The following is a 19207-nucleotide window of genomic DNA, read 5'->3' as shown; positions in this document are numbered from 1 at the left end:
CCCCCCCCCCCCCCCCCCCCCCCCCCCCCCCCCCCCCCCCCCCCCCCCCCCCCCCCCCCCCCCCCCCCCCCCCCCGCGCTCGGTAGACGTCAGAGGAAGCGTTCGAGCAACTTCCTCGAATGCCGATCCAGCGCAAACCGGTCCGGCACCAGGAAGTGCAGCCCGTGGGAGCTGGCGATCAGCAGCCGCCCTTCCCCGATGCGCCGGATGTCTTCCTCGCTCTTGAGGATGAACCCGGTCGTGCCGCGGTCGGTCTCGACGGTCCATTGGGACGGCGTCGAGAAGGTCGAGACGTCCAGCAGCTTCAGCACCGTCGGCGTCATCTCGCGATGCGCGAGTTCATCCTGGAGCAGTTCGCGCTGGACCTGCGGCAGATCGGCGATCCGGTCGATCCAGGCGATCTCATGCCCGTCGGTGCCGACCAGCGACAGGCCCTCATCGGGCGCGCTCAGCGGGTGGGCCCGCACGGGCGTGACGTTGTCGTGGGTCTGGCCGGCGGCGTCGACCAGCATCAGCCGGCCGTAGGCATTGCGCGCCAGGGTCTGGATGTTGTTCATGAAGGCACCTCGGCGCGATCAGGCCTGCGTGGCCGTGTGGACGTTGACGTTGGGCGCGACGACAACCACGTTGTCCTGCTCCTCCGCATCGACGCGGCGGGCCTGCGCTTCCCACAGGCGCCAGTAGGCGCCCTGCTTGGCGATGAGCTCGTCGTGCGGCCCGACCTCGACGATCTCGCCGCGGTCCATGACCACCAGCCGGTCGGCCTTGCGCAGCGTCGACAGCCGGTGGGCGATCGCGATCGTCGTGCGGCCCCGCACCAGGTTGTCCAACGCCTTCTGGATCTCCTTCTCGGTCTCCGTGTCCACGGCCGAGGTGGCCTCGTCCATGATCAGGATGCGCGGGTCGATCAGCAGCGCGCGCGCGATCGAGATCCGCTGGCGCTCGCCGCCGGACAAGCCCTGCCCCCGCTCGCCGACCAGCGAGTCGTAGCCCTGCGGCAGCCGCAGGATGAATTCATGCGCATGCGCGGCGCGGGCCGCGGCGACGATCTCGTCGCGCGTCGCCTCCGGCTTGCCGTAGGCGATGTTCTCCGCGATCGTGCCGAAGAACAGGAAGGGTTCCTGCAGCACCAGCCCGATGTGACGGCGGAAGTCCGACAGCCTGAAGCGCCGCAGGTCGACGCCGTCGAGCTTGATCGCCCCCTCGGTCACGTCGTAGAAGCGGCAGATCAGGTTGACCATGGTGCTCTTGCCCGAGCCGCTGTGCCCGACCAGACCGATCATCTCGCCCGGCTTGATCACCAGGTTGAGGTCGCGGATCACCGTCCGGTTGCCGTAGCGGAAGCCGATGTCCTGCAGCGACAGCTCGCCCTCGACCTTGTCCAGCACCACCGGCTGCGTCGGCTCCGGCACGTTGGAATGGTGGTCGAGGATGTCGAAGATCCGCTTCGCGCCCGAGGCCGCCTTCTGCGTCACCGACACGATCCGGCTCATCGAATCCAGCCGCCCGTAGAAGCGCCCGATGTAGGCCAGGAAGGCGGTCAAGGTCCCGACGGTGATCTGCGCGTGCGCGATCAGCCAGATGCCGAAGGCCCAGACGACCAGCAGGCCGATCTCGGTCAGCAGCGAGACGCTGGGCGTGAACAGGCTCCAGGTCTTGTTCAGCCGGTCGTTGACGACCAGGTTGTGCTTGTTGGCGTTGCGGAAGCGCTCGGCCTCGCGGCGTTCCTGGGCGAAGGCCTTGACCACGCGGATGCCGGGGATGGTGTCCGCCAGCACCGAGGTCACCTCGCCCCAGACGCGGTCGATCTTCTCGAAACCGGTGCGCAGCTTGTCCCGCACCAGGTGGATCAGCCACGCGATGAAGGGCAGCGGCACCAGCGTGGCCAGCGCCAGCCACGGGTTCGTGTGGAACAGGATCACCGTGATCATCGCCAGCATCAGGCAGTCGGTGATGAAGTCCAGCGCGTGCAGCGACAGGAACACGCTGATCCGGTCCGTCTCCGAGCCGATGCGGCTCATCAGGTCGCCGGTGCGCTTGGAGCCGAAGTACTCCAGCGACAGGCCCAGCAGGTGGTCGAAGGTCGCCGTGCGGAGGTCCGCGGCGATGCGCTCCGACACCAGCGCCAGGATGTAGGTCTTGGCCCAGCCCAGGATCCAGGACACGATCGCCGCCCCGAACAGCCCGCCCAGGTACATGACCACCAGGCTGGTGTCGATCTGCTTGCCTTGCTGGAACGGGATCAGGACGTCGTCCATCAGCGGCATCGCCAGGTAGGGCGCCACCAGCGTCGCCCCGGTCGCGCCCAGCATCAGCAGGAAGCCCAGCAACAGCTGACCCCGGTAGGGCCCGGCGAAGCGCCACAGCCGCAGCAGCACCCAGGTGGACGGCGGCGTGTGCAGCTCGCGGGCGCAGGAGGGGCACTCCTCGCTGTCCTCCGGCAGGACGGCCTGGCAGCTCGGGCAGAGCTCGGGCTCCTCGTCCAGGCGGGCCTCGACCTCGTCGCGGCGGTTGAACGCGTCCTGGAAGCGCTGGGCCTGCAGGTTGGCCTTCATCGTGAAGCGCCACTGCGCCAGCCGGCCGTCGGTGTCGACCAGCTCCAGCGTGCCCAGCCCGGCGTGGTCGGACAGCACCAGCCGCAGGTCCGGCGTCAGCGGCCACTCCCGCAAGACCGGGGCGCCGGGGTCATCCTCGGACGCTTCCAGGGACAGCAGCCGTTGATCCGTGAGTCGCAGACCGCCCGCCGAGAAGCGCAAACGCCCGTCCAGGTCAACCTCGAGCGAGGCCCGGACGTTCTCGCCACGCCGCAGGCGTGTTTCGAAAGCCTCGGCGGCCGGAACGCCGCCGGCACCGGCCGACGCGACAGGATGTGAATGCTGCATTTGTGATTCTTCTGGCGATCCGCGAAACAGGAGATTCTCGGGAGATTTCCCCGAGTCATTTCTGCCACCGCCCCCCAACGGGGCAAGACCCGGACCAGCCGGGTCGTGGCATGTTTCGCACAATTTTCGCTTAAGCGCACAATTGTGCTTCGCATCATTGTCCGGTGGTCCGCCGGACAGCCCCCTTCCACGTTTCCACCCCTCATGAGCCGACACGACGACATCAAGCTCCTGCGCATCAACTACCTGCGCGGCCCCAACATGTGGACCTACCGCCCGGTGCTGGAAACCTGGCTGGACCTGGGTGGCCTGGAAGAACACCCCTCCCACCTGATCCCCGGCTTCACCGAACGCCTGTGCAAGCGCCTGCCGGCGCTGGAAGAGCACCACTGCGGCGTCGGCGAGCGCGGCGGCTTCCTGCAGCGCCTGACCGAGGGCACCTGGATGGGCCATGTGCTGGAGCACATCGTCATCGAGCTGCTCAACCTGGCCGGCATGCCGACCGGTTTCGGCCAGACGCGCTCCACCTCGCGCCACGGCGTGTACCGCATGGTGTTCCGCGCCCGCGACGAGCAGGTCGCCCGCTGCGCGCTGGAACAGGGCCACGCACTGCTGATGGCGACGATCAACGGCGACGACTTCAATGTCGACGCCGCCGTCGTGGCCATCCGCGACAAGCTCGACGACTGCTACCTCGGCCCGTCGACCGCCGCCATCGTGGCCGCGGCGACTGACCGCCGCATCCCCCACATCCGCCTGAACGACGGCAACCTGGTGCAGCTCGGCTACGGCGCGCGCCAGCGCCGCATCTGGACGGCCGAGACCGACATGACCAGCGCGATCGCCGAAGGCATCGCGCGCGACAAGGACCTGACCAAGGAACTGCTGAAGTCGGTCGGCGTGCCGGTGCCCGCGGGCCAGGCCGTCAAGACCGCCGCCGAGGCCTGGGACGTCGCCCAGGACCTGGGCCTGCCGGTCGTCGTGAAGCCGTCGGACGGCAACCACGGCCGCGGCGTCACGCTGGACCTGCGCCACGAGGCCGACGTCGAGGCCGCCTTCCACGTCGCCGACAAGGAAGGCTCGGAAGTGCTGGTCGAGCGCTACATCCCCGGGATGGAGCACCGGCTGCTGGTCGTCGGCGGCCAGGTCGTCGCCGCCGCCCGCGGCGAGGAAGCCTGGGTCACCGGCGACGGCACGCACACCGTCATCGAGCTGATCGACCTGCAGATCAACACCGACCCGCGCCGCGGCACGACCGAGGACTTCCCGCTCAACCGCATCGACATCACCGGCGACCCGGTCGTGCTGCTGGACCTGCAGCGCCAGGGCCTGACCGGCGACGGCGTGCCCGAAGCCGGCCAGCGCGTGCTGATCCAGCGCAACGGCAACGTCGCGATCGACTGCACCGCGCAGATCCATCCGGAAGTGGCGCACGCGGTGTCGCTGGCCGTGCGCACCGTCGGCCTGGACATCGCCGGCGTCGACCTGGTCTGCAGCGACATCTCGAAGCCGCTGTCCGAGACCGGCGGCGCCATCGTCGAGGTCAACGCCGGCCCCGGCCTGCTGATGCACCTGAAGCCCGCCGAGGGCATGCCCCAGCCGGTGGGCCAGGCCATCATCGACCACCTGTTCGCCGAGGACGAGAGCGGCCGCATCCCCATCGTGGGCGTGGCCGGTTCGCGCGGCACGGCGCAGATCGCGCGCCTGGTCGGCTGGCTGCTGCACCTGAACGGCCGCCACGTCGGCCTGGCCTGCGGCGCCGGCCTGTTCCTGGGCACCCGCCGCGTCGAGCGCAAGCCCAGCGCGACCTGGGCCGCCAGCCACCGCCTGCTGATGAACCGCGCCGTCGACGCCATCGTGGTCGAGAACGGCGCCGGCACCATCCTCGGTGACGGCCTGGCCTACGACCGCTGCCAGGTCGGTGTCGTGACCGACATGGGCCGCGTGCCGCAGCTCGACGACCACGACATCCAGACCGAGGACCAGCTCTTCAAGGTGTTGCGCACGCAGGTCGACGTCGTGCTGTCCGACGGCGTCGCCGTGCTGAACGCCGACGAGCCCAAGGTGGCCGAGATGGCCGAGCTCTCCGACGGCGAGGTGATCCTCTACGCGCTGGACGCCGGCAATGCCGCGCTGACCGAGCACCGCGCCCAGGAAGGCCGCGGCGTGTTCCTGCGCGGCGGCGCCGCGATGCTGGCGCAAGGCACGTCCGAGACCTCCGGCGCCAACGTCGAATCGCTGCAGGCCCGCTTCCGCGCGGTCGGCCAGGAGATCGCGACCGACGCGGTGCTGGCCGCCGTGGCGACCGGCTGGGCCATGGGCATCTCGCCCGAGTTGATCTCGGCCGGCCTGGACACCTTCGTGCCGGACCTGCCGCAGTAATCACGGCCCGGCGCGAACCACCGCCCCAGACCCGCCCCTTTCAAAGAACAGTCGAACCCGAAAGACGACAGATGGAAGTCTCCCGCACCCGCGCCCTCCGCGGCCCCAACATGTGGAGCCGCCACACCGCCATCGAGGCGGTCGTGCATTGCAGCGATTCGGAACGCACCATCGCCGACATGGCCGGCTTCGAGGCCCGCCTGCGCGAACGCTTCCCCGGCATCGGCCCGCTGCGGCCGGCCAGCGCCGCCAAGACGCCGATCACCCTGGCCCACGTGCTGGAACAGGCCGCCCTGGCGCTGCAGGCGCAGGCCGGCTGCCCGGTGACCTACAGCCACACGCACACCACGTCGGAAGCCGGCACCTACCAGGTCGTCGTCGAGTACAGCGAGGAAGACGTCGGCCGCGCCGCCTTCGACAAGGCCGTCGAGCTGATCAACGCCGCGCAGTCGGGCGCCGCCTTCGACGCCGACGCCGCCGTCAAGGCGCTGCGCGAGACGGACGAGGACATCCGCCTCGGCCCCTCGACCGGTTCCATCGTCGACGCCGCCTGCAAGCGCGGCATCCCGTTCCGCCGCCTGACGCAGGGCTCGCTGGTGCAGTTGGGCTGGGGCGTGAAGCAGCGCCGCATCTGGGCCGCCGAGGTCGACGCGACCAGCGCCGTCTCCGAATCGATCGCGCAGGACAAGGACCTGTCCAAGCGCCTGCTGCAGTCGGCCGGCGTGCCGGTGCCCATCGGCGCGCCGGTGGAGACCGTCGATGAGGCCTGGGAACTGGCGCTGGAGATCGGCCTGCCGGTCGTGGTCAAGCCGCTGGACGGCAACCAGGGCAAGGGCGTGACGGTCAACGTCGCCTCGCGCGAGCACATGGAGATCGCCTACAAGGCCGCGGACGAGATCGGCACGGTGATGGTCGAGAAGTTCCTGCCCGGCAGCGACTACCGGCTGCTGGTCGTCGGCGACAAGCTGGTGGCGGCGGCCCGCCGCGATCCGCCCAACGTCATCGGCGACGGCGTGCACACGGTGCGCCAGCTGGTCGACAAGGTCAACGAGGATCCGCGCCGCAGCGACGGCCACGCGACCTCCCTGACCAAGATCCGCCTGGACGACATCGCGATCGCGCGCCTGGACCTGCAAGGCCTGACCCCGGAGTCCGTGCCGGACAAGGGTCGCCGCGTGATCCTGCGCAACAACGCCAACCTGTCCACCGGCGGCACCGCGACCGACGTGACCGACGACGTGCATCCGGAAGTCGCGGCCCGCGCGATCGCGGCGGCGACGGTCGTCGGCCTGCACGTCTGCGGCGTCGACGTCGTGGCCGAGAGCGTGCTCAAGCCGCTCGAGGAACAGAGCGGCGGCATCGTCGAGGTCAACGCCGCGCCGGGCCTGCGCATGCACCTGAGCCCGTCCTACGGCAAGGGCCGCGACGTCGGCGAAGCCATCATCTCCAGCATCTACGGCGGCAACCGCGGCGCCGCGAGCGAGGACGGCCGCATCCCCATCGTCGCGGTGACCGGCACCAACGGCAAGACGACGACGTCGCGCCTGGTGGCGCACATGTTCGCGACGCAGGGCCTGCGCGTGGGCATGACCAACACCGACGGCGTCTACGTCGACGGCCGCCAGACCGACAGCGGCGACTGCTCCGGGCCGAAGAGCGCGCGCAACGTGCTGATGCATCCGGACGTGGAGGCGGCGGTCTTCGAGACCGCGCGCGGCGGCGTGCTGCGCGAGGGCCTGGGCTTCGACCGCTGCCAGGTGGCGGTGGTGACCAACCTCGGCGAGGGCGACCACCTCGGCATGAACTTCCTCAACACCGTCGAGGAACTGGCGCTGGTCAAGCGCGTGATCGTGCAGAACGTGGCGCCCAACGGCTACGCGGTGCTCAACGCCGCCGACCCGGTCGTGGCGAAGATGGCCGACGTCTGCCCGGGCCAGGTGATCTTCTTCGCGAGCGACCGCCATCACCCGCTGATGGCGACGCACCGCGCGCAGGGCAAACGCTGCGTCTACATCGACGGCGACGCGCTGGTCGCGGCGCAGGGCGCGTGGCGCGAGTCGATCCCGCTGCGCGACATCCCCTTCACCCGCGGCGGCGCGATCCCGTTCCAGAACGAGAACGCGATGGCCTCGGTCGCGGCGGCCTGGGGCGTGGGCCTGGACTGGGACACGATCCGGCGCGGGCTGGCGAGCTTCATGAGCGACCCGGACAGCGTGCCGGGCCGCTTCAACGTGATGGACTATCGCGGCGCGACGGTCATCGCCGACTACGGCCACAACGGCGACGCGATGCGCGCGCTGGTGCAGGCGGTGCAGGCGCTGCCGGCCAACAAGCGCTCGGTGGTGATCTCCGGCGCCGGCGACCGCCGCGACGAGGACATCCGCATCCAGACGCAGATCCTGGGCGAGGCCTTCGACGAGGCCATCCTGTTCCAGGACGCCTGCCAGCGCGGCCGCGAGGACGGTGAAGTCCTGGCGCTGCTGCAGCAGGGCCTGAAGGGCGCGACGCGGACCAAGCACATCGAGGAGATCCGCGGCGAGTTCGTCGCGATCGACCGCGCGCTGGCGCGCCTGCAGCCGGGCGACCTGTGCCTGGTGCTGGTCGACCAGGTCGAAGAGGCCCTGGCCCATCTGAACCAGCGCGTCCGGGAAGCCTGATGGCGGCCGGTCGCTGGCGTCACTGGCCGGCGCACTGGTGGAACGGCCTCAGCGTCGCCCTCGGGGTGATGCTGGTGCAGGTGATCGTGTCGCACGCGGCTCCGGCCGAGCTGTCGCACATCGCCTCGCAGCTGGCGATGGCCTGCGCCATCTGCGCCAGCCTGGCCGATCTGCCGGGCAGCGTCCGGCGCAACCGCAACCGCGTGCTCACCGCCGGCGGCATGACGCTGCTGGCCGTGGGACTGGTCGCGGTGCTCCATCCGTATCACGCCGCGATGGGCGCGCTCGTCGCGGTGCTCGCGTTCGGCAGCGCCATGCTGCTGAGCTGGGGACCGCGCGCGGGTCCCGTGTCCTTCGCGCCCATCCTGGCGATGGTGTTCGCGCTCGCGTGGCCGCCGCAGCCGCTGCCCATCGTGCTGGCGAGCGGCGCGGCGGGCATTGCGCTCTACCTCGTGTGGAGCGTGATCTCCAGCGCGGTGTTGCATTGGCGTTTCCACCGGCTCGCGCTGGCCGAGGCGCTGCACGGCCTGGCGCAGTTGCTGAGCGCGCGCGCCGAGCTGCTCGGCAGCGGCGGCGCGGCGCACGCGATGCGCGACTGGCTCGGCAACGAAGCCCAACTCGCGGAACTGCTGCAGACGGCGCGCGACCAGGTCTTCCCACGCGCGAAGACCGATCCGCGCAGCGCGGCGGTGCTGCTGCACATCGTCGAGCTGCGCGACCTGATGCTGGCGAGCCGGCTGGATCTGGAGCTGCTGGGCGAGGATCCCGTCGGACAGCAGATGCGCACCGCGCTGGTCAGCCGGCTGCGGGCGCTGGCCGTGCTGCTGGACGAGTACCGCGACGCGCTGCTCGACGAGCGGGCGCCGGCGATGAACACCGTGCGTCCGACGCGCTGGCCCGATCTGCCGCCGCAGGATCCGCGCAGGCGGCTGCAGCTCGTGCTGCAGGACCGGCTGTCCCACCTGGACGGCGAGGTGCTGGCGATGGGCCGCGCGCTCGACGCCTCCCTGCCCTTGCCGCCGCTGCCGCTGGACGCCGGCGAATTGCGGAACTTCGTGACGCCGGTCGGCTGGCCGATAGGCTTGCTGAAGGCGCAGCTGCACCTCGACTCGCCGGTGATGCGCCACGCGCTGCGCAGCACGCTGGCGCTGTCGGCCGCCTACTTCATCGCCCTGGCGCTGCCCTGGGCCTCGCACCCGCACTGGCTGGTGCTGTCGGTCGCGGTGGTGCTGCGCGGCAGCCTCGACCAGACGCTGGAGCGGCGCAACATGCGGGTGCTCGGCACGGCGATCGGCTGCGGGCTGATGCTGGCGCTGTCGCTGATCCCGAACCAGACGCTGTGGATCGTCGTGCTGCAGATCGCCGTCGGCATCGCGCATGCGTTCGTCACCCGCCGCTACCTGATCACGGCGATCGCGGCCACGATGATGGCGCTGCTGCAATCGCACCTGGCGGATCCGACGCATGGGATCGCGATCTCGGAGCGGCTCGCGGACACAGTGCTCGGCGCGATCCTGGCCTGGGCCTTCAGCTATGTGCTGCCGGCCTGGGAGCGGCGCAACCTGCCGCGCGCGCTCAAGCGGGCGCGCGGCGCGCTGCAGCAGTACGCCATGCAGGCGATGACCGCGGCGATGACGCCGGCCGGCGCGCTCACGCAGCGGATGGCGCGGCGTCAGGCCTACGACGCGCTCGCGGCGCTGTCGGCGGCCCTGACGCGCAGCGCCGCCGAACCGCGCCGCGTGCGCCCGCCGCTGCAGGAGCTGAACATGGTGCTCGACCACGGCTACCGGCTGATGGCCCACCTGTCGATGATGCGGCAGAGCCTGATGCGGCGCGCGAAGGATCTGGACGCCGATTTCCTGGCGGAGATGCCGGAGTCAGCCAAGCGCCTGCAGCGGGCGCTTGCCGGTCAGGAGCCGGTGCCGCACGCGGTGCAGGCCTTGCAGGACTGGAGCCTGCTGCCCGACGTCGGGCCGCTGGAAGACCTGCGGCCGTGGATGCGGCGCCGCTTGCAGGTGAGCCTGGACGACGCTGCCCGGGCGGGCGAGGCCGCCGATGCGGCCTTCGCCGCGATGGCCGCGCCGCCGGAGCCGGACGTGACGCTATCGCGCTTGCAGTGACGTCCCCCTCTTGCTCCCTCTCCCGCTTGCGGGAGAGGGTCGGGGTGAGGGCCAGCGGCCGTGGAAGTACTGACGCCTTGTCGGCCTTCGCTCAACCCAGCTTGATCTCGATCTTGCGCGGTTGCGCATGCGCCGCCTTGGGGATGCGCACGCGCAGCACGCCGTTGCTCAGCTCGGCGCCGATCTGCTCGGCGTCCAGCTCCTTGCTCAGCGTGAACGCACGGCGATAGAACTGGCGCGACACCTCGACGTGGCCGGCCTTCAGGCCATCCGGCAGATCGAGTTGCATCTCCGCTTCGATGATCAGGCGGTCCTTGTCGACGCGCAGCTGGAGCTGCTCGCGGGGCACGCCCGGCAGGTCGGCGAAGAGGGTCAGGCCTTGCGCGTCCTCGATCACATCGACGGCGGGCTGGATCGCATAGTCATCGCGACGGCGCGCGCTCTGCGCGGCGGTCGACGCGTTGGTCTTCACTTGCTCGGCCGCGTCGGCGGCGGGGGTCTGGACGGCAGTGGTCATGGTGTTCTTTCGTCTCGCGTTCGGTTCGTGTCGGGTGTCGGTGGACGGCGGGGTCCGGAACTCAGTGGATGTCGATGCGGCGCGGCTGCGGCGCGGGACGGCGCTTGACGCTGACGCGCAGCACGCCGTCCTTGTAGGAGGCCGAGACCTGTTCCGGATCGATGTCGTCCGGCAGGCTGACCACGCGGCGGAACTTGCCGGCGAAGCGCTCGCGCTGATGGACGACGGTCTTGTCGGCGGCCTTGGCGGGCGCGGCGGTCCCGCCTTCAGCGGCGGCGGCAGCGGCAGTCGCGGCGGTGCCTTCGGTCGTCGCGGTCAGCGAGACGGCACGCTCGCCGGACAGGCTCAGCACGCCGCGATCCAGGTCGACGCCGATGGTGGCCGGATCCAGGCCCGGGGCGAAGGCGTAGACCTCCACCGCTTCCGGCGACAGGCCAACGTTCAGCGCGGGATAGCCGCCGCGCGGGGTGCCGCGGCCGGCGGTGGATTCGAACAGGCCGCTCATCTCGCGCTGGAAGCGGTCGAGGTCGTTGAACAGCTCACGGGCAAACAGTTGACGGTACATGCGGGGCTCCTTGGCTTCCTGCGGGTGGATCGCGGCGGAACGTGTCCGCCATGACTCCCAAGCTAGGTGCGCCAAGCCGCGCTTCAAGATCTTGAAATTGGGGGTGGCCCGTCCCCATATGCCGCGCCCGTTGCGCGAGCCGAGTCCACGTTCACCGGATCCGCAGCACTTCCTGCTCCGTCACCGCCGACGCCTTGTTCCCCCAGCTCTGCCGGATCACCGTCGCGACGGCGGCCATCTCGGCCTCGGTGAGCACCTGCCGCAGCGGCGGCATGCCGTACGGACGCGGATGCCCCGGCGTCGTCGGCGCGTAGCCGCCGTCGGCCAGCATCTGCAGCACGTTCTGCGGCGCGTCCAGCGTCACCGCGCGGTTGCCAGCCAGCGGCGGATAGGCCGGCTCGTCGGCGATCCGCCGTCCCTGCCCCTGGTCGCCGTGGCAGTCGGCGCAATGCTTGGCGTACACCTGACGACCGAGGTCCATCTGTGCCGGCGGCGCCGGCTTGAACTCGGCGGCCGGCGACCCCTCGCGCGGCAGGCCTCGCAGGTAGACGCTCATCGCCTGCACATCGGCATCGGTCAGATGCTGGAGGCTCTCCGCGACCACGTCCGCCATCGGCCCGAGCGCCGCGCCCTTCGGCGACCAGCCGGATCGCAGCCAGGACCGCAGCTCGGCCTCGGACCAGTCCTGCACCCCCGCCGCCTGCGGATCGGCCAGCGAGGGCGCGATCCAGCCCTGCACGCCCACCCAGCCGCCGCGCAGCCCCGCGGCGTCGCGCAGCGCGCCAAGACGATTGCGCGGCGCGTGGCACTCGGCGCAATGGCCCACCGCCTGGACGAGGTAGCGGCCTCGTTCCAGCGCCGCCTGACCGGCGACCTCCTGCGCCACCGCGCGATTGACGCGCGGGTCGTCGTGCGAGGGCGCATCACCGGGCGTGAAGTACATCAGCCGCCACACCGCCAACGCGGACTGCCAGCGGTACGGCCACCCGAGTTGATGTGTCGGCGCCGTCTGCGTCACCGCCGGCTGCTGACGCAGCCACGCGAAGATCGCATCGGCGTCCTCGCGCGTCATCGCCGTGTAGCTGGTGTACGGGAAGGCCGGATAGAGCAGCCGCCCATCGCGGCTGCGGCCATGGTGCATCGCGCGCCAGAAGTCGTCGGCGGTCCAGCGGCCGAGGCCCGTCTCGGGATCGGGCGTCAGGTTGCTGCTGAACAGCGTCCCGAACGGCGTGCCGAGCGGCAGCCCGCCGGCCAGCGGCGCGCCGCCGCGCGGGCTGTGGCAGCCGGCGCAGTTGGCGATGCGGGCCAGGTAGGCGCCTCGGGCGATCAGCGCGGGATTGGTGTCCTCGGCGCCGGACTGGACGGGCCGGCCTGAGAGCCAGAGCTCCCGGCCCCACGCGCCGGCGAGCAGCAACAGCGCCATCAGCGGCACCGCGATCACGACGCCGATCAGCAGTCGGACGAAGGTCCTCATCGGCGCCGAGCCGGAGGCGTCCGTGGCGTTCGCTTCCCCGCTCATGGCGCGAGCCCTCCGCATGGGACCGGCAAGGGCGTCGTCGACGGCGGCTCCGGATGCGCCCCCGCGGGCTTCGCGGCGAGCCAGCTCGCGACGACGGCGATGTCGTCGGTCGACAGCGCCTTGGCCACATCGGCCATGCAGTCGGGCGCATGCGCGCGGCGCAGCCCGCTGCGCCACGCGCCGAGCTGCCCGACCAGGTAGTCGCGCGGCAGTCCGAGCAGCCCCGGGACCGCCGGCTCGCGCCCCGCCATCGACGGTCCGTGACACGCCGTGCAGGCCGGCACCTTGCGCGCGGGATCGCCCTGCGTGATCAGCCGCTCCGCGCGCGCCTGCTGTTCCGGGCCCAGGCCCGAGGGCCCCGGCGCCGGATACGGCACGTCGAGCGCGGCGAAGTAGCCGGCGATCTCGCGCAGGTAGTCGTCGCTCATGTTGCGCAGCAGGCCGGCCATCAGCGCGTGATGGCGGCGGCCGTCGCGGAAGCTCTGCAGCTGGTTGTAGAGGTAGCCGGACGGCTTGCCCGCGAGCCGCGGGAAGTAGCCCTGCGTCGTCGCCCGACCCTGCGCGCCGTGGCACAAGGTGCAGGCCTGGACGCGCTCGGCGATGTCGTTGGTCAGCGGGCGCAGCGGTCGCGCGCCGGGATCGGACGGCGGCGAGGAAACCCCTTGCGCGAACGCCGCGGACATGTCGGAGACGAGAGAGACGGCGGAGAGTCCCAGGCCCAGCACAGCGGCGATGAGGACACCCGGTAGGCATCGGGAGATCTTCATCCGGCCATCATCGCCGATCCCCGCCCTGAACGCCGCCGTGCGCGCCGCCGTCAGCGCCGCAGATCGGGGCCGGGCCATCGCAAGGCCGCCCAGCCGTCCCGACCCTGGTGCTTGGCCTGGTACAGCGCGCGGTCCGCGAGCGCGATCAGGTCCGCCGCCGGCACCTCGCCGTCGGCGACGCTGGCGATGCCGATGCTGGCGGTGATCGCGATGCCCGCCGGCCGCGCGGCCCGCACCGCCTCGACGATCTTGGCCGCGACCTGCTCGGCCTCCTCGGGCCGGTTCAGGCCCTCGAGCACGGCGACGAACTCGTCGCCCGCGATCCGCGCCACGTGATCGCTGCCCCGCACGGCACGCCGCAGCACGGTCGCGAAGTCGCGCAGCACCGTGTCGCCGACGCCGTGGCCGTGGGTGTCGTTGATCGACTTGAAGCGGTCGACGTCGAGGAACAGCAGCGCCAGCACCCGACCCTCGCGCATGTGGCGCCGCTGCCGCGCCAGCGCGCCCTCCAGCGCCTGGTCGAATTCGCGCCGGTTCGGCAATCCCGTGAGCGCGTCCGAACTGGCCAGCCGCGCGAGCTGCGCCTCCGCCTGCTTCATCACGGTGATGTCGATGGACAGCGTGAAGATGCCCGACACGCGCCCGTCGGGCCCGACGTCCGGCACGTAGATCGAGCGCAGGTGCCGCTGCTTGCCGAGCATCGTCGCCGTGATCTCGAACTCCACGCGCTCGCCGCCCAGCGCCAGCGCGAGTTGGGCGCTGCGCTGGCCGGTGCTCTCGAGGCCGAAGACCTCATCGATGTGCAGGCCCGTCACGGCCTGGGGATCGAGGCCGAACCAGCTCCGCATCGTCTCGTTGGTGTAGCGCAGCCGACGCTCCGCGTCGATGTAGGTGATGAAGACCGGCAGGTTGTCGGTGATCGCCTTCATCCGGCGCTCGCTGGCGGCGACCCTGGCCTCGGCGCGCTTGCGCTCGGTGATGTCCATCGAGCACGCATAGAAGCCCTCGATGCGGCCGCCGGCCAGCTCGGGCACGAAGCTCTGGTGGAAGTGCAGCGTCTCGCCGTCGATGACCTGCTCGGCGTCGAAGGCCACGGACTCCCCCTGCAGCACGCGGTCGACGAAGGGCCGCATCTGCGCGGCGTTCTCGATGCCGCGCACCTCTTCCAGCGTCTTGCCGACGAGGCTGTCGGGGTCGCTGTGGAAGACGCGGCCAACCTCCGCGTTGGCGAAACGCAGATGACCCGTCCCGTCGTAATGGCTGATCAGCGCGGGCACGTTGTCCGCGATGCCGCGCAGGCGCTGCTGGGTGCGCAGCAGGTCGCGCGACCGCAGCAGGACCTGCGAGGTCGCCATCACCGAGAACAGCGCCAGCATCGCCAGTCCGGCCAGCATCAGCAGCTCGGTCTGGCCGGCCTCGCGCGACAGGCGCTCGCTGATCGTGGCGCGTTCGGCGCGCAGTGACGAGGTCAACTCGCCCAGTAGATCGCGCAATTCGTCCATGTGGTGGAGGCCCTGGTCGCCAAGCACCAGCTCCAGCGCCTCCTCGGGACGACCGGAATCGTGCAGACGGATCGTCTGGTTCATCTCGCTCATCTTGAGCTGGACCAGCTCCCGGATGCGGGCGAGCCGGGGCGCGTGGGCGGGGTCGTCGTCGCGCGCGAACAGGTCGTCCACGCGGCGGTCGAGGCTGCGGATCGCATCGCGGTAGGGCTGCAGATAGCCGGCGCGCTGGGTCAGCAGGTAGCCGCGCTGGCCGGTCTCGGCGTTGAGCAGATCCTCCATCAGCAGCGTCATCGCCGGCACGACGGTGTTGATGCGGTCGGCGCGGCGCAGGTCGCCGAGCGTCGCGCGGGCGCGCCAGGCCAGCAGCGCCACGATCACCGCCATCGCGAGCAGCGCCAGCATCAGCAGGCCCACGCCGCGACCGAGGCTGGTTCGGTGGGTCGGCTCGGCGGAAGAACGCATGCAACGGCTCGGGCGGTTCGGTCTCGAGGACCGGAAGGATGACGCGAAGGCAACGCGCCGACAGCGGTGACGCGCGACAGTGCGCGATCCAACGCGAACTCGACGCGCATTCGACCGGTCGTGGCGGCGGCGAGGGCCGGTGGGCCATTCGGGCGATTATGGGGATGGCCGTGCGATTGCCGTCAAGCTGGCATCGGCCCCGGTGGTCCGGCGGCGCACGCATGCGACAGTCCGGGGATGTCCGCCATCCCACTCCTGCGCCGGCCCGAGCCGCACGGCCACGCGAAGGTCAGCTTCGTCGAGCTGTTTTTCGACCTTGTCTTCGTCTTCGCCGTCACACAGTTGTCGCACACGCTGATCGGCCACTTCGCGCACGACGGCGTCACGTTGCACGGGGCGTTGCAGACCGGTTTCCTGATGGCGGCGGTGTGGTGGGTGTGGATCTTCACCTCGTGGGTCACCAACTGGCTGGACCCGGAACGCCTGCCGGTCCGGATCTGCCTGTTCGCGATGATGCTGGGCGGGTTGCTGATGTCGGTCTCGCTGCCGCAGGCTTTCGGTGAACGTGCGTTGATGTTCGCGGCCTCGTTCACCGCGATCCAGGTCGGGCGGACGCTGTTCTTCCTCTGGGCGGCGCGCGGGGCGGATGCGGTCCTCGTGCGCAATTTCCAGCGCATCGGCGCGTGGCTGCTCGTGTCGGCCGTGCTGTGGATCGCCGGTGCGCTGGACGCCACGCTGCGGGTGCCGCTGTGGGTGGCGGCGCTGGCGATCGAGGTCGTCGGTCCCTCGGCCGGTTTCTTCGTGCCGGGCCTGGGGCGCTCGACGACGGCGGACTGGACGATCTCCGGCGGTCACCTGGCCGAGCGCTGCGCGCTCTTCGTGATCATCGCGCTGGGCGAGTCGCTGCTGGTCACGGGCGCGACCTTCGCGGCGGAGCCGCTGACGACGATGAGCCTGCTGGCCTTCCTGGTGTCCTTCGCCGGCAGCATCGCGCTGTGGTGGCTGTACTTCGACACCACCAACGACTTCGCGACCGGCCGCATCGCCCACAGCGACGATCCGGGGCGGCTGGCGCGGCTGGCCTACACCTACATCCACCTGCCGATCGTGGCGGGGATCATCGTCAACGCGGCGGCGGACGAGTTCGTCCTGGCGCATCCGGACGGCCACACCGATCTGAAGACGGCGCTGTGCCTGCTCGGCGGCGTGGCGATCTACGTGATCGGCGTGGGGCTGTTCAAGCGCGCGGTGGTCGGCCGCTGGCCGTGGTCGCACGGCGTGGCGGTGGTCGTGCTGGCGGCGGCGGGACCGTTCGTGCCCGCCTGGCCGCCGGTGGCGACCAGCGCCTTCGCCTGCGCGGTGCTGGTGGCGCTCGCGGCGTGGGAGCGGCACTCGCGAGCGCAGTGTCTCGTTCCCGACAGCGGGAATGCGGACGACGCGCCTAGCATCGGCGAATGAGCGCGCCCTCCTCCACCGCCCCTTCCGAAGCCTCCGCCGCCTTTGCGGCGGAGTTCACCGTCGAGCCGCATCCGGCCGACGCCCTGTTCCCCGCGGCGACGCGACGGCTGACCGTCGAGACCGAGCCCGGCGTACGCATCCATGCGCGCGTGTGCGGCGGAGGCCCGCCGCTGCTGCTGATTCACGGACATCCGCAGACGCTGGTGATCTGGCACCGCGTGCTGCCGGTGCTCGCGGCACGCTTCACCGTCGTCATGCCGGATCTGCGCGGGTACGGCGATTCCTCGAAGCCCACTGGCGATGCGGACCACGGCAACTACAGCAAGCGCCGCATGGCGCAGGACCTGGTCGCCGTGATGTCGGCGCTGGGCCATGCGCGCTTCCGGGTGCTGGCCCATGACCGGGGCGCGCGCGTCGCGCACCGCATGGCGGCGGATCATCCGGCGGCGGTCGAGCGACTCGCGCTGCTGGACATCGCGCCGACCTTGGCGATGTACGAGCAGACGACCGAGGCGTTCGCGAGAGCGTACTGGCACTGGTTCTTCCTGATCCAGCCGGCGCCGATGCCGGAGCGGCTCATCGAGGCCGATCCTGCCGCCTACGCACTGGACGTGATGGGCCGGCGGCACGCGGGCCTGTCGGCTTTCGACCCGCGCGCGTTCGCCGAGTACCAGCGCGCGCTGGCGCTGCCGGGCGCCGCGCATGGCATGTGCGAGGACTACCGCGCCGCGGCGGGCGTCGACCTCGACCACGACCGCGCGGACCGCGACGCCGGCGCGAAGCTGTCGATGCCGCTGCGCATCTACTGGGGCGCGCAGGGCGTGGTGGCGAAGTGCTTCGACCCGCTGAAGGAATGGCGACGCGTCGCGGCGGATGTCGACGGCGGTCCGCTGCCGTGCGGTCACTACATCCCGGAGGAAGCGCCGGACGAGTTGCTCGCGGCGGTGATGCCGTTCCTCACCGAGGGGCTTTGACGGACGACAGCGACCGGCCCGTTAGGCTGCAAGCATTGCAGTTTCCGAAGTGGACGGAGTGACGGGATGAACAAGCTGGTCGCCCTCGGGCAGTTTCTGGGCGGAGCGGTCCTGTGGATCGCGGCGGTGGTGGCGGGCTACAACGCGCTCAAGCCGCTGATCGGCGCCGAGGAAGGCGCTGGCGCGCCGGCAGGAGCCGGCGGGGCGTTCGTGATCGTGCTGCTGCTGGCGGGCGTGGGAACGTGGCTCATGCGCGCCGGCTGGCGCCGCTTGCGGGCGCGGGCGGGTGGGCATTGCTGAACGTCTCACGACTCTCTCCGGGCCGCGTTGCTCATGCGCAGCTAGGCGGCCTGCTTCTGCATGTCAGCGACGAGTTCCGGTCGTGACGAGTGTGCGAACGACTCGCGCTTCAATGTCAGCGCGTCGATCATGGCTTGATTGGTCAGCAGGAAGTTGTCCAGCAATGTGTACCAGTTCAGCACGAAACGCTTCATGCGTCGTTCGTCGCTGACCAGGCCGGGCAATCCCTTCGCAACCTGCCCTTCCATCCGGCTCCGAATCTCCGTATCCGCCTCGGAGATCTTGCGCCCGATCAGGATGAGTTCGAAGTGCATCACTTCGCTGCCAAATTCCGCGTGCTTCTTGATCAGCTGTGCGTAGCCGTCCAGTTGCTGGAGGTGTTTGTAGTTGAGCGCGATGCCTGGACGCTTGATCTCCACCACAATGCAACGATAGATCTTCCGACCCATCGAATCGTGGTGCGGGACCTTGCGGGCGAGAAACAAGTCCGCCTGCTTCCTCGCGCCATCGATGGCTGAGGGATCAGTCGCATCCAGGTCGTCCAATCCAACGTCGTCGATCCCCCTGACGGCATCGCGCAGCGATTTGGCGATCTTGGTGAACGAGTCCTCCTCGGCGCCAAGCGTCTCGTAGGAGCTGCCGAACAACCAGGTGTTGGCTTCGATGATGCCCTGCAAGTCCGGCGTCTCGAGCGTCTCCAGGTAATGGTCGTTCATCAGCGTCCGCAGCTTGTCGGCCACCTCGTGTCTGCGGCGGAGGACTTCGATCGCTGACACGACGCTTTGCAGCGACACGCTCTTGAGCTGCTTGGCGAGCAGCTTCGTCGAGACGTCGTCAAGCTCCAGCACGCTGTTGAGCACCTCGAAGATCGCATCGTTCTCGTTGGAGACCGCCAGTTTGTCGAGGAGACGAACGATGATCTTCTTCTGGTTCCTCTTGAGCGATGTCAACGCCGTCGGATCGGCCGTGTAGATGGCGCGCAAGATGCCCTTGGTGTTTTCGAGCCGCCAATGCTTGTAGTCTGTTGATTGCCGCCGAATCCTGACCCACCGACCGCACTGATTTCCGTTCAAACCTGACCCACGTATGAACCCTAGCC

The 19207-nt window shown here is 70.3% G+C and carries 14 protein-coding genes; 6 read left to right on the top strand and 8 right to left on the bottom strand.

Annotation, left to right across the window (positions count from 1 at the left end):
* Positions 1–89 precede the first annotated feature (89 nt).
* Both AC07PR_RS29445 and AC07PR_RS29440 read right to left on the bottom strand, forming a co-directional pair.
* On the bottom strand, positions 90–557 hold the full coding sequence (locus AC07PR_RS29445) for a cyanophycin metabolism-associated DUF1854 family protein (RefSeq protein ID WP_377157641.1): 468 nt from the start codon (positions 555–557) through the stop codon (positions 90–92).
* A gap of 18 nt (positions 558–575) precedes the next feature.
* Positions 576–2882 carry a cyanophycin metabolism-associated ABC transporter gene (locus tag AC07PR_RS29440; protein ID WP_377157642.1) on the bottom strand — a complete coding sequence of 769 codons (2307 nt, stop codon included), beginning with the start codon at positions 2880–2882 and terminating at the stop codon, positions 576–578.
* 204 nt (positions 2883–3086) lie between these two features.
* Between AC07PR_RS29440 and AC07PR_RS29435 the strand changes: the two genes are divergently transcribed.
* The 3 genes from AC07PR_RS29435 (at position 3087) to AC07PR_RS29425 (ending at position 10041) form a co-directional block, all read left to right on the top strand.
* Positions 3087–5264, top strand: a complete 2178-nt coding sequence (locus AC07PR_RS29435) for a cyanophycin synthetase (RefSeq protein WP_495137412.1) — start codon at positions 3087–3089, stop codon at positions 5262–5264.
* A gap of 71 nt (positions 5265–5335) precedes the next feature.
* Positions 5336–7921 (top strand): cyanophycin synthetase, encoded by a 2586-nt coding sequence (cphA, locus tag AC07PR_RS29430; protein ID WP_495137411.1) that lies wholly within the window; start codon positions 5336–5338, stop codon positions 7919–7921.
* Entirely contained in the window at positions 7921–10041 is a 2121-nt protein-coding gene (locus AC07PR_RS29425) for an FUSC family protein (RefSeq protein WP_495137410.1), read from the top strand. The genes cphA and AC07PR_RS29425 overlap by 1 nt, the downstream gene beginning before the upstream one ends.
* Before the next feature lie 91 nt (positions 10042–10132).
* Here AC07PR_RS29425 and AC07PR_RS29420 read toward each other — a convergent pair whose 3' ends face one another.
* The 5 genes from AC07PR_RS29420 to AC07PR_RS29400 all read right to left on the bottom strand — a co-directional run bounded on the left by AC07PR_RS29420 (position 10133) and on the right by AC07PR_RS29400 (position 15376).
* A complete protein-coding gene (locus tag AC07PR_RS29420) occupies positions 10133–10558 on the bottom strand; it encodes an Hsp20/alpha crystallin family protein (RefSeq protein WP_495137409.1) in 426 nt (141 codons plus the stop codon).
* Between the two features lie 61 nt (positions 10559–10619).
* Entirely contained in the window at positions 10620–11123 is a 504-nt protein-coding gene (locus AC07PR_RS29415; protein WP_495137408.1) for an Hsp20/alpha crystallin family protein, read from the bottom strand.
* Between the two features lie 151 nt (positions 11124–11274).
* Positions 11275–12642, bottom strand: coding sequence for a c-type cytochrome (locus AC07PR_RS29410; RefSeq protein ID WP_495137407.1), 1368 nt, complete (start codon positions 12640–12642; stop codon positions 11275–11277).
* Entirely contained in the window at positions 12639–13409 is a 771-nt protein-coding gene (locus AC07PR_RS29405) for a c-type cytochrome (protein WP_495137406.1), read from the bottom strand. Before AC07PR_RS29405 ends, AC07PR_RS29410 begins: the two co-directional genes overlap by 4 nt.
* Before the next feature lie 50 nt (positions 13410–13459).
* Positions 13460–15376 (bottom strand): diguanylate cyclase domain-containing protein, encoded by a 1917-nt coding sequence (locus AC07PR_RS29400; RefSeq protein ID WP_495137405.1) that lies wholly within the window; start codon positions 15374–15376, stop codon positions 13460–13462.
* 237 nt (positions 15377–15613) lie between these two features.
* Here AC07PR_RS29400 and AC07PR_RS29395 point away from each other — a divergent pair, with 237 nt between their 5' ends.
* From AC07PR_RS29395 to AC07PR_RS29385, 3 genes are all read left to right on the top strand, one after another.
* Complete coding sequence (locus AC07PR_RS29395) at positions 15614–16834, top strand: low temperature requirement protein A (protein WP_495137404.1); 1221 nt, start codon at positions 15614–15616, stop codon at positions 16832–16834.
* On the top strand, positions 16831–17808 hold the full coding sequence (locus tag AC07PR_RS29390) for an alpha/beta fold hydrolase (protein WP_495137403.1): 978 nt from the start codon (positions 16831–16833) through the stop codon (positions 17806–17808). The genes AC07PR_RS29395 and AC07PR_RS29390 overlap by 4 nt, the downstream gene beginning before the upstream one ends.
* A 66-nt stretch (positions 17809–17874) precedes the next feature.
* Positions 17875–18108 carry a hypothetical protein gene (locus AC07PR_RS29385; RefSeq protein ID WP_377157660.1) on the top strand — a complete coding sequence of 78 codons (234 nt, stop codon included), beginning with the start codon at positions 17875–17877 and terminating at the stop codon, positions 18106–18108.
* Positions 18109–18149: 41 nt separating this feature from the next.
* On the opposite strand, the gene AC07PR_RS29380 is transcribed toward AC07PR_RS29385, so the two are convergent.
* Positions 18150–19091, bottom strand: a complete 942-nt coding sequence (locus AC07PR_RS29380; protein WP_495137402.1) for a hypothetical protein — start codon at positions 19089–19091, stop codon at positions 18150–18152.
* Positions 19092–19207: the final 116 nt, after the last annotated feature.

The organism is Roseateles sp. GW821-FHT09H11 (assembly GCF_059415845.1).
The sequence above is the reverse complement of the archived record's forward strand: the minus strand, read 5'-3'. Positions and strand labels throughout refer to the sequence as shown.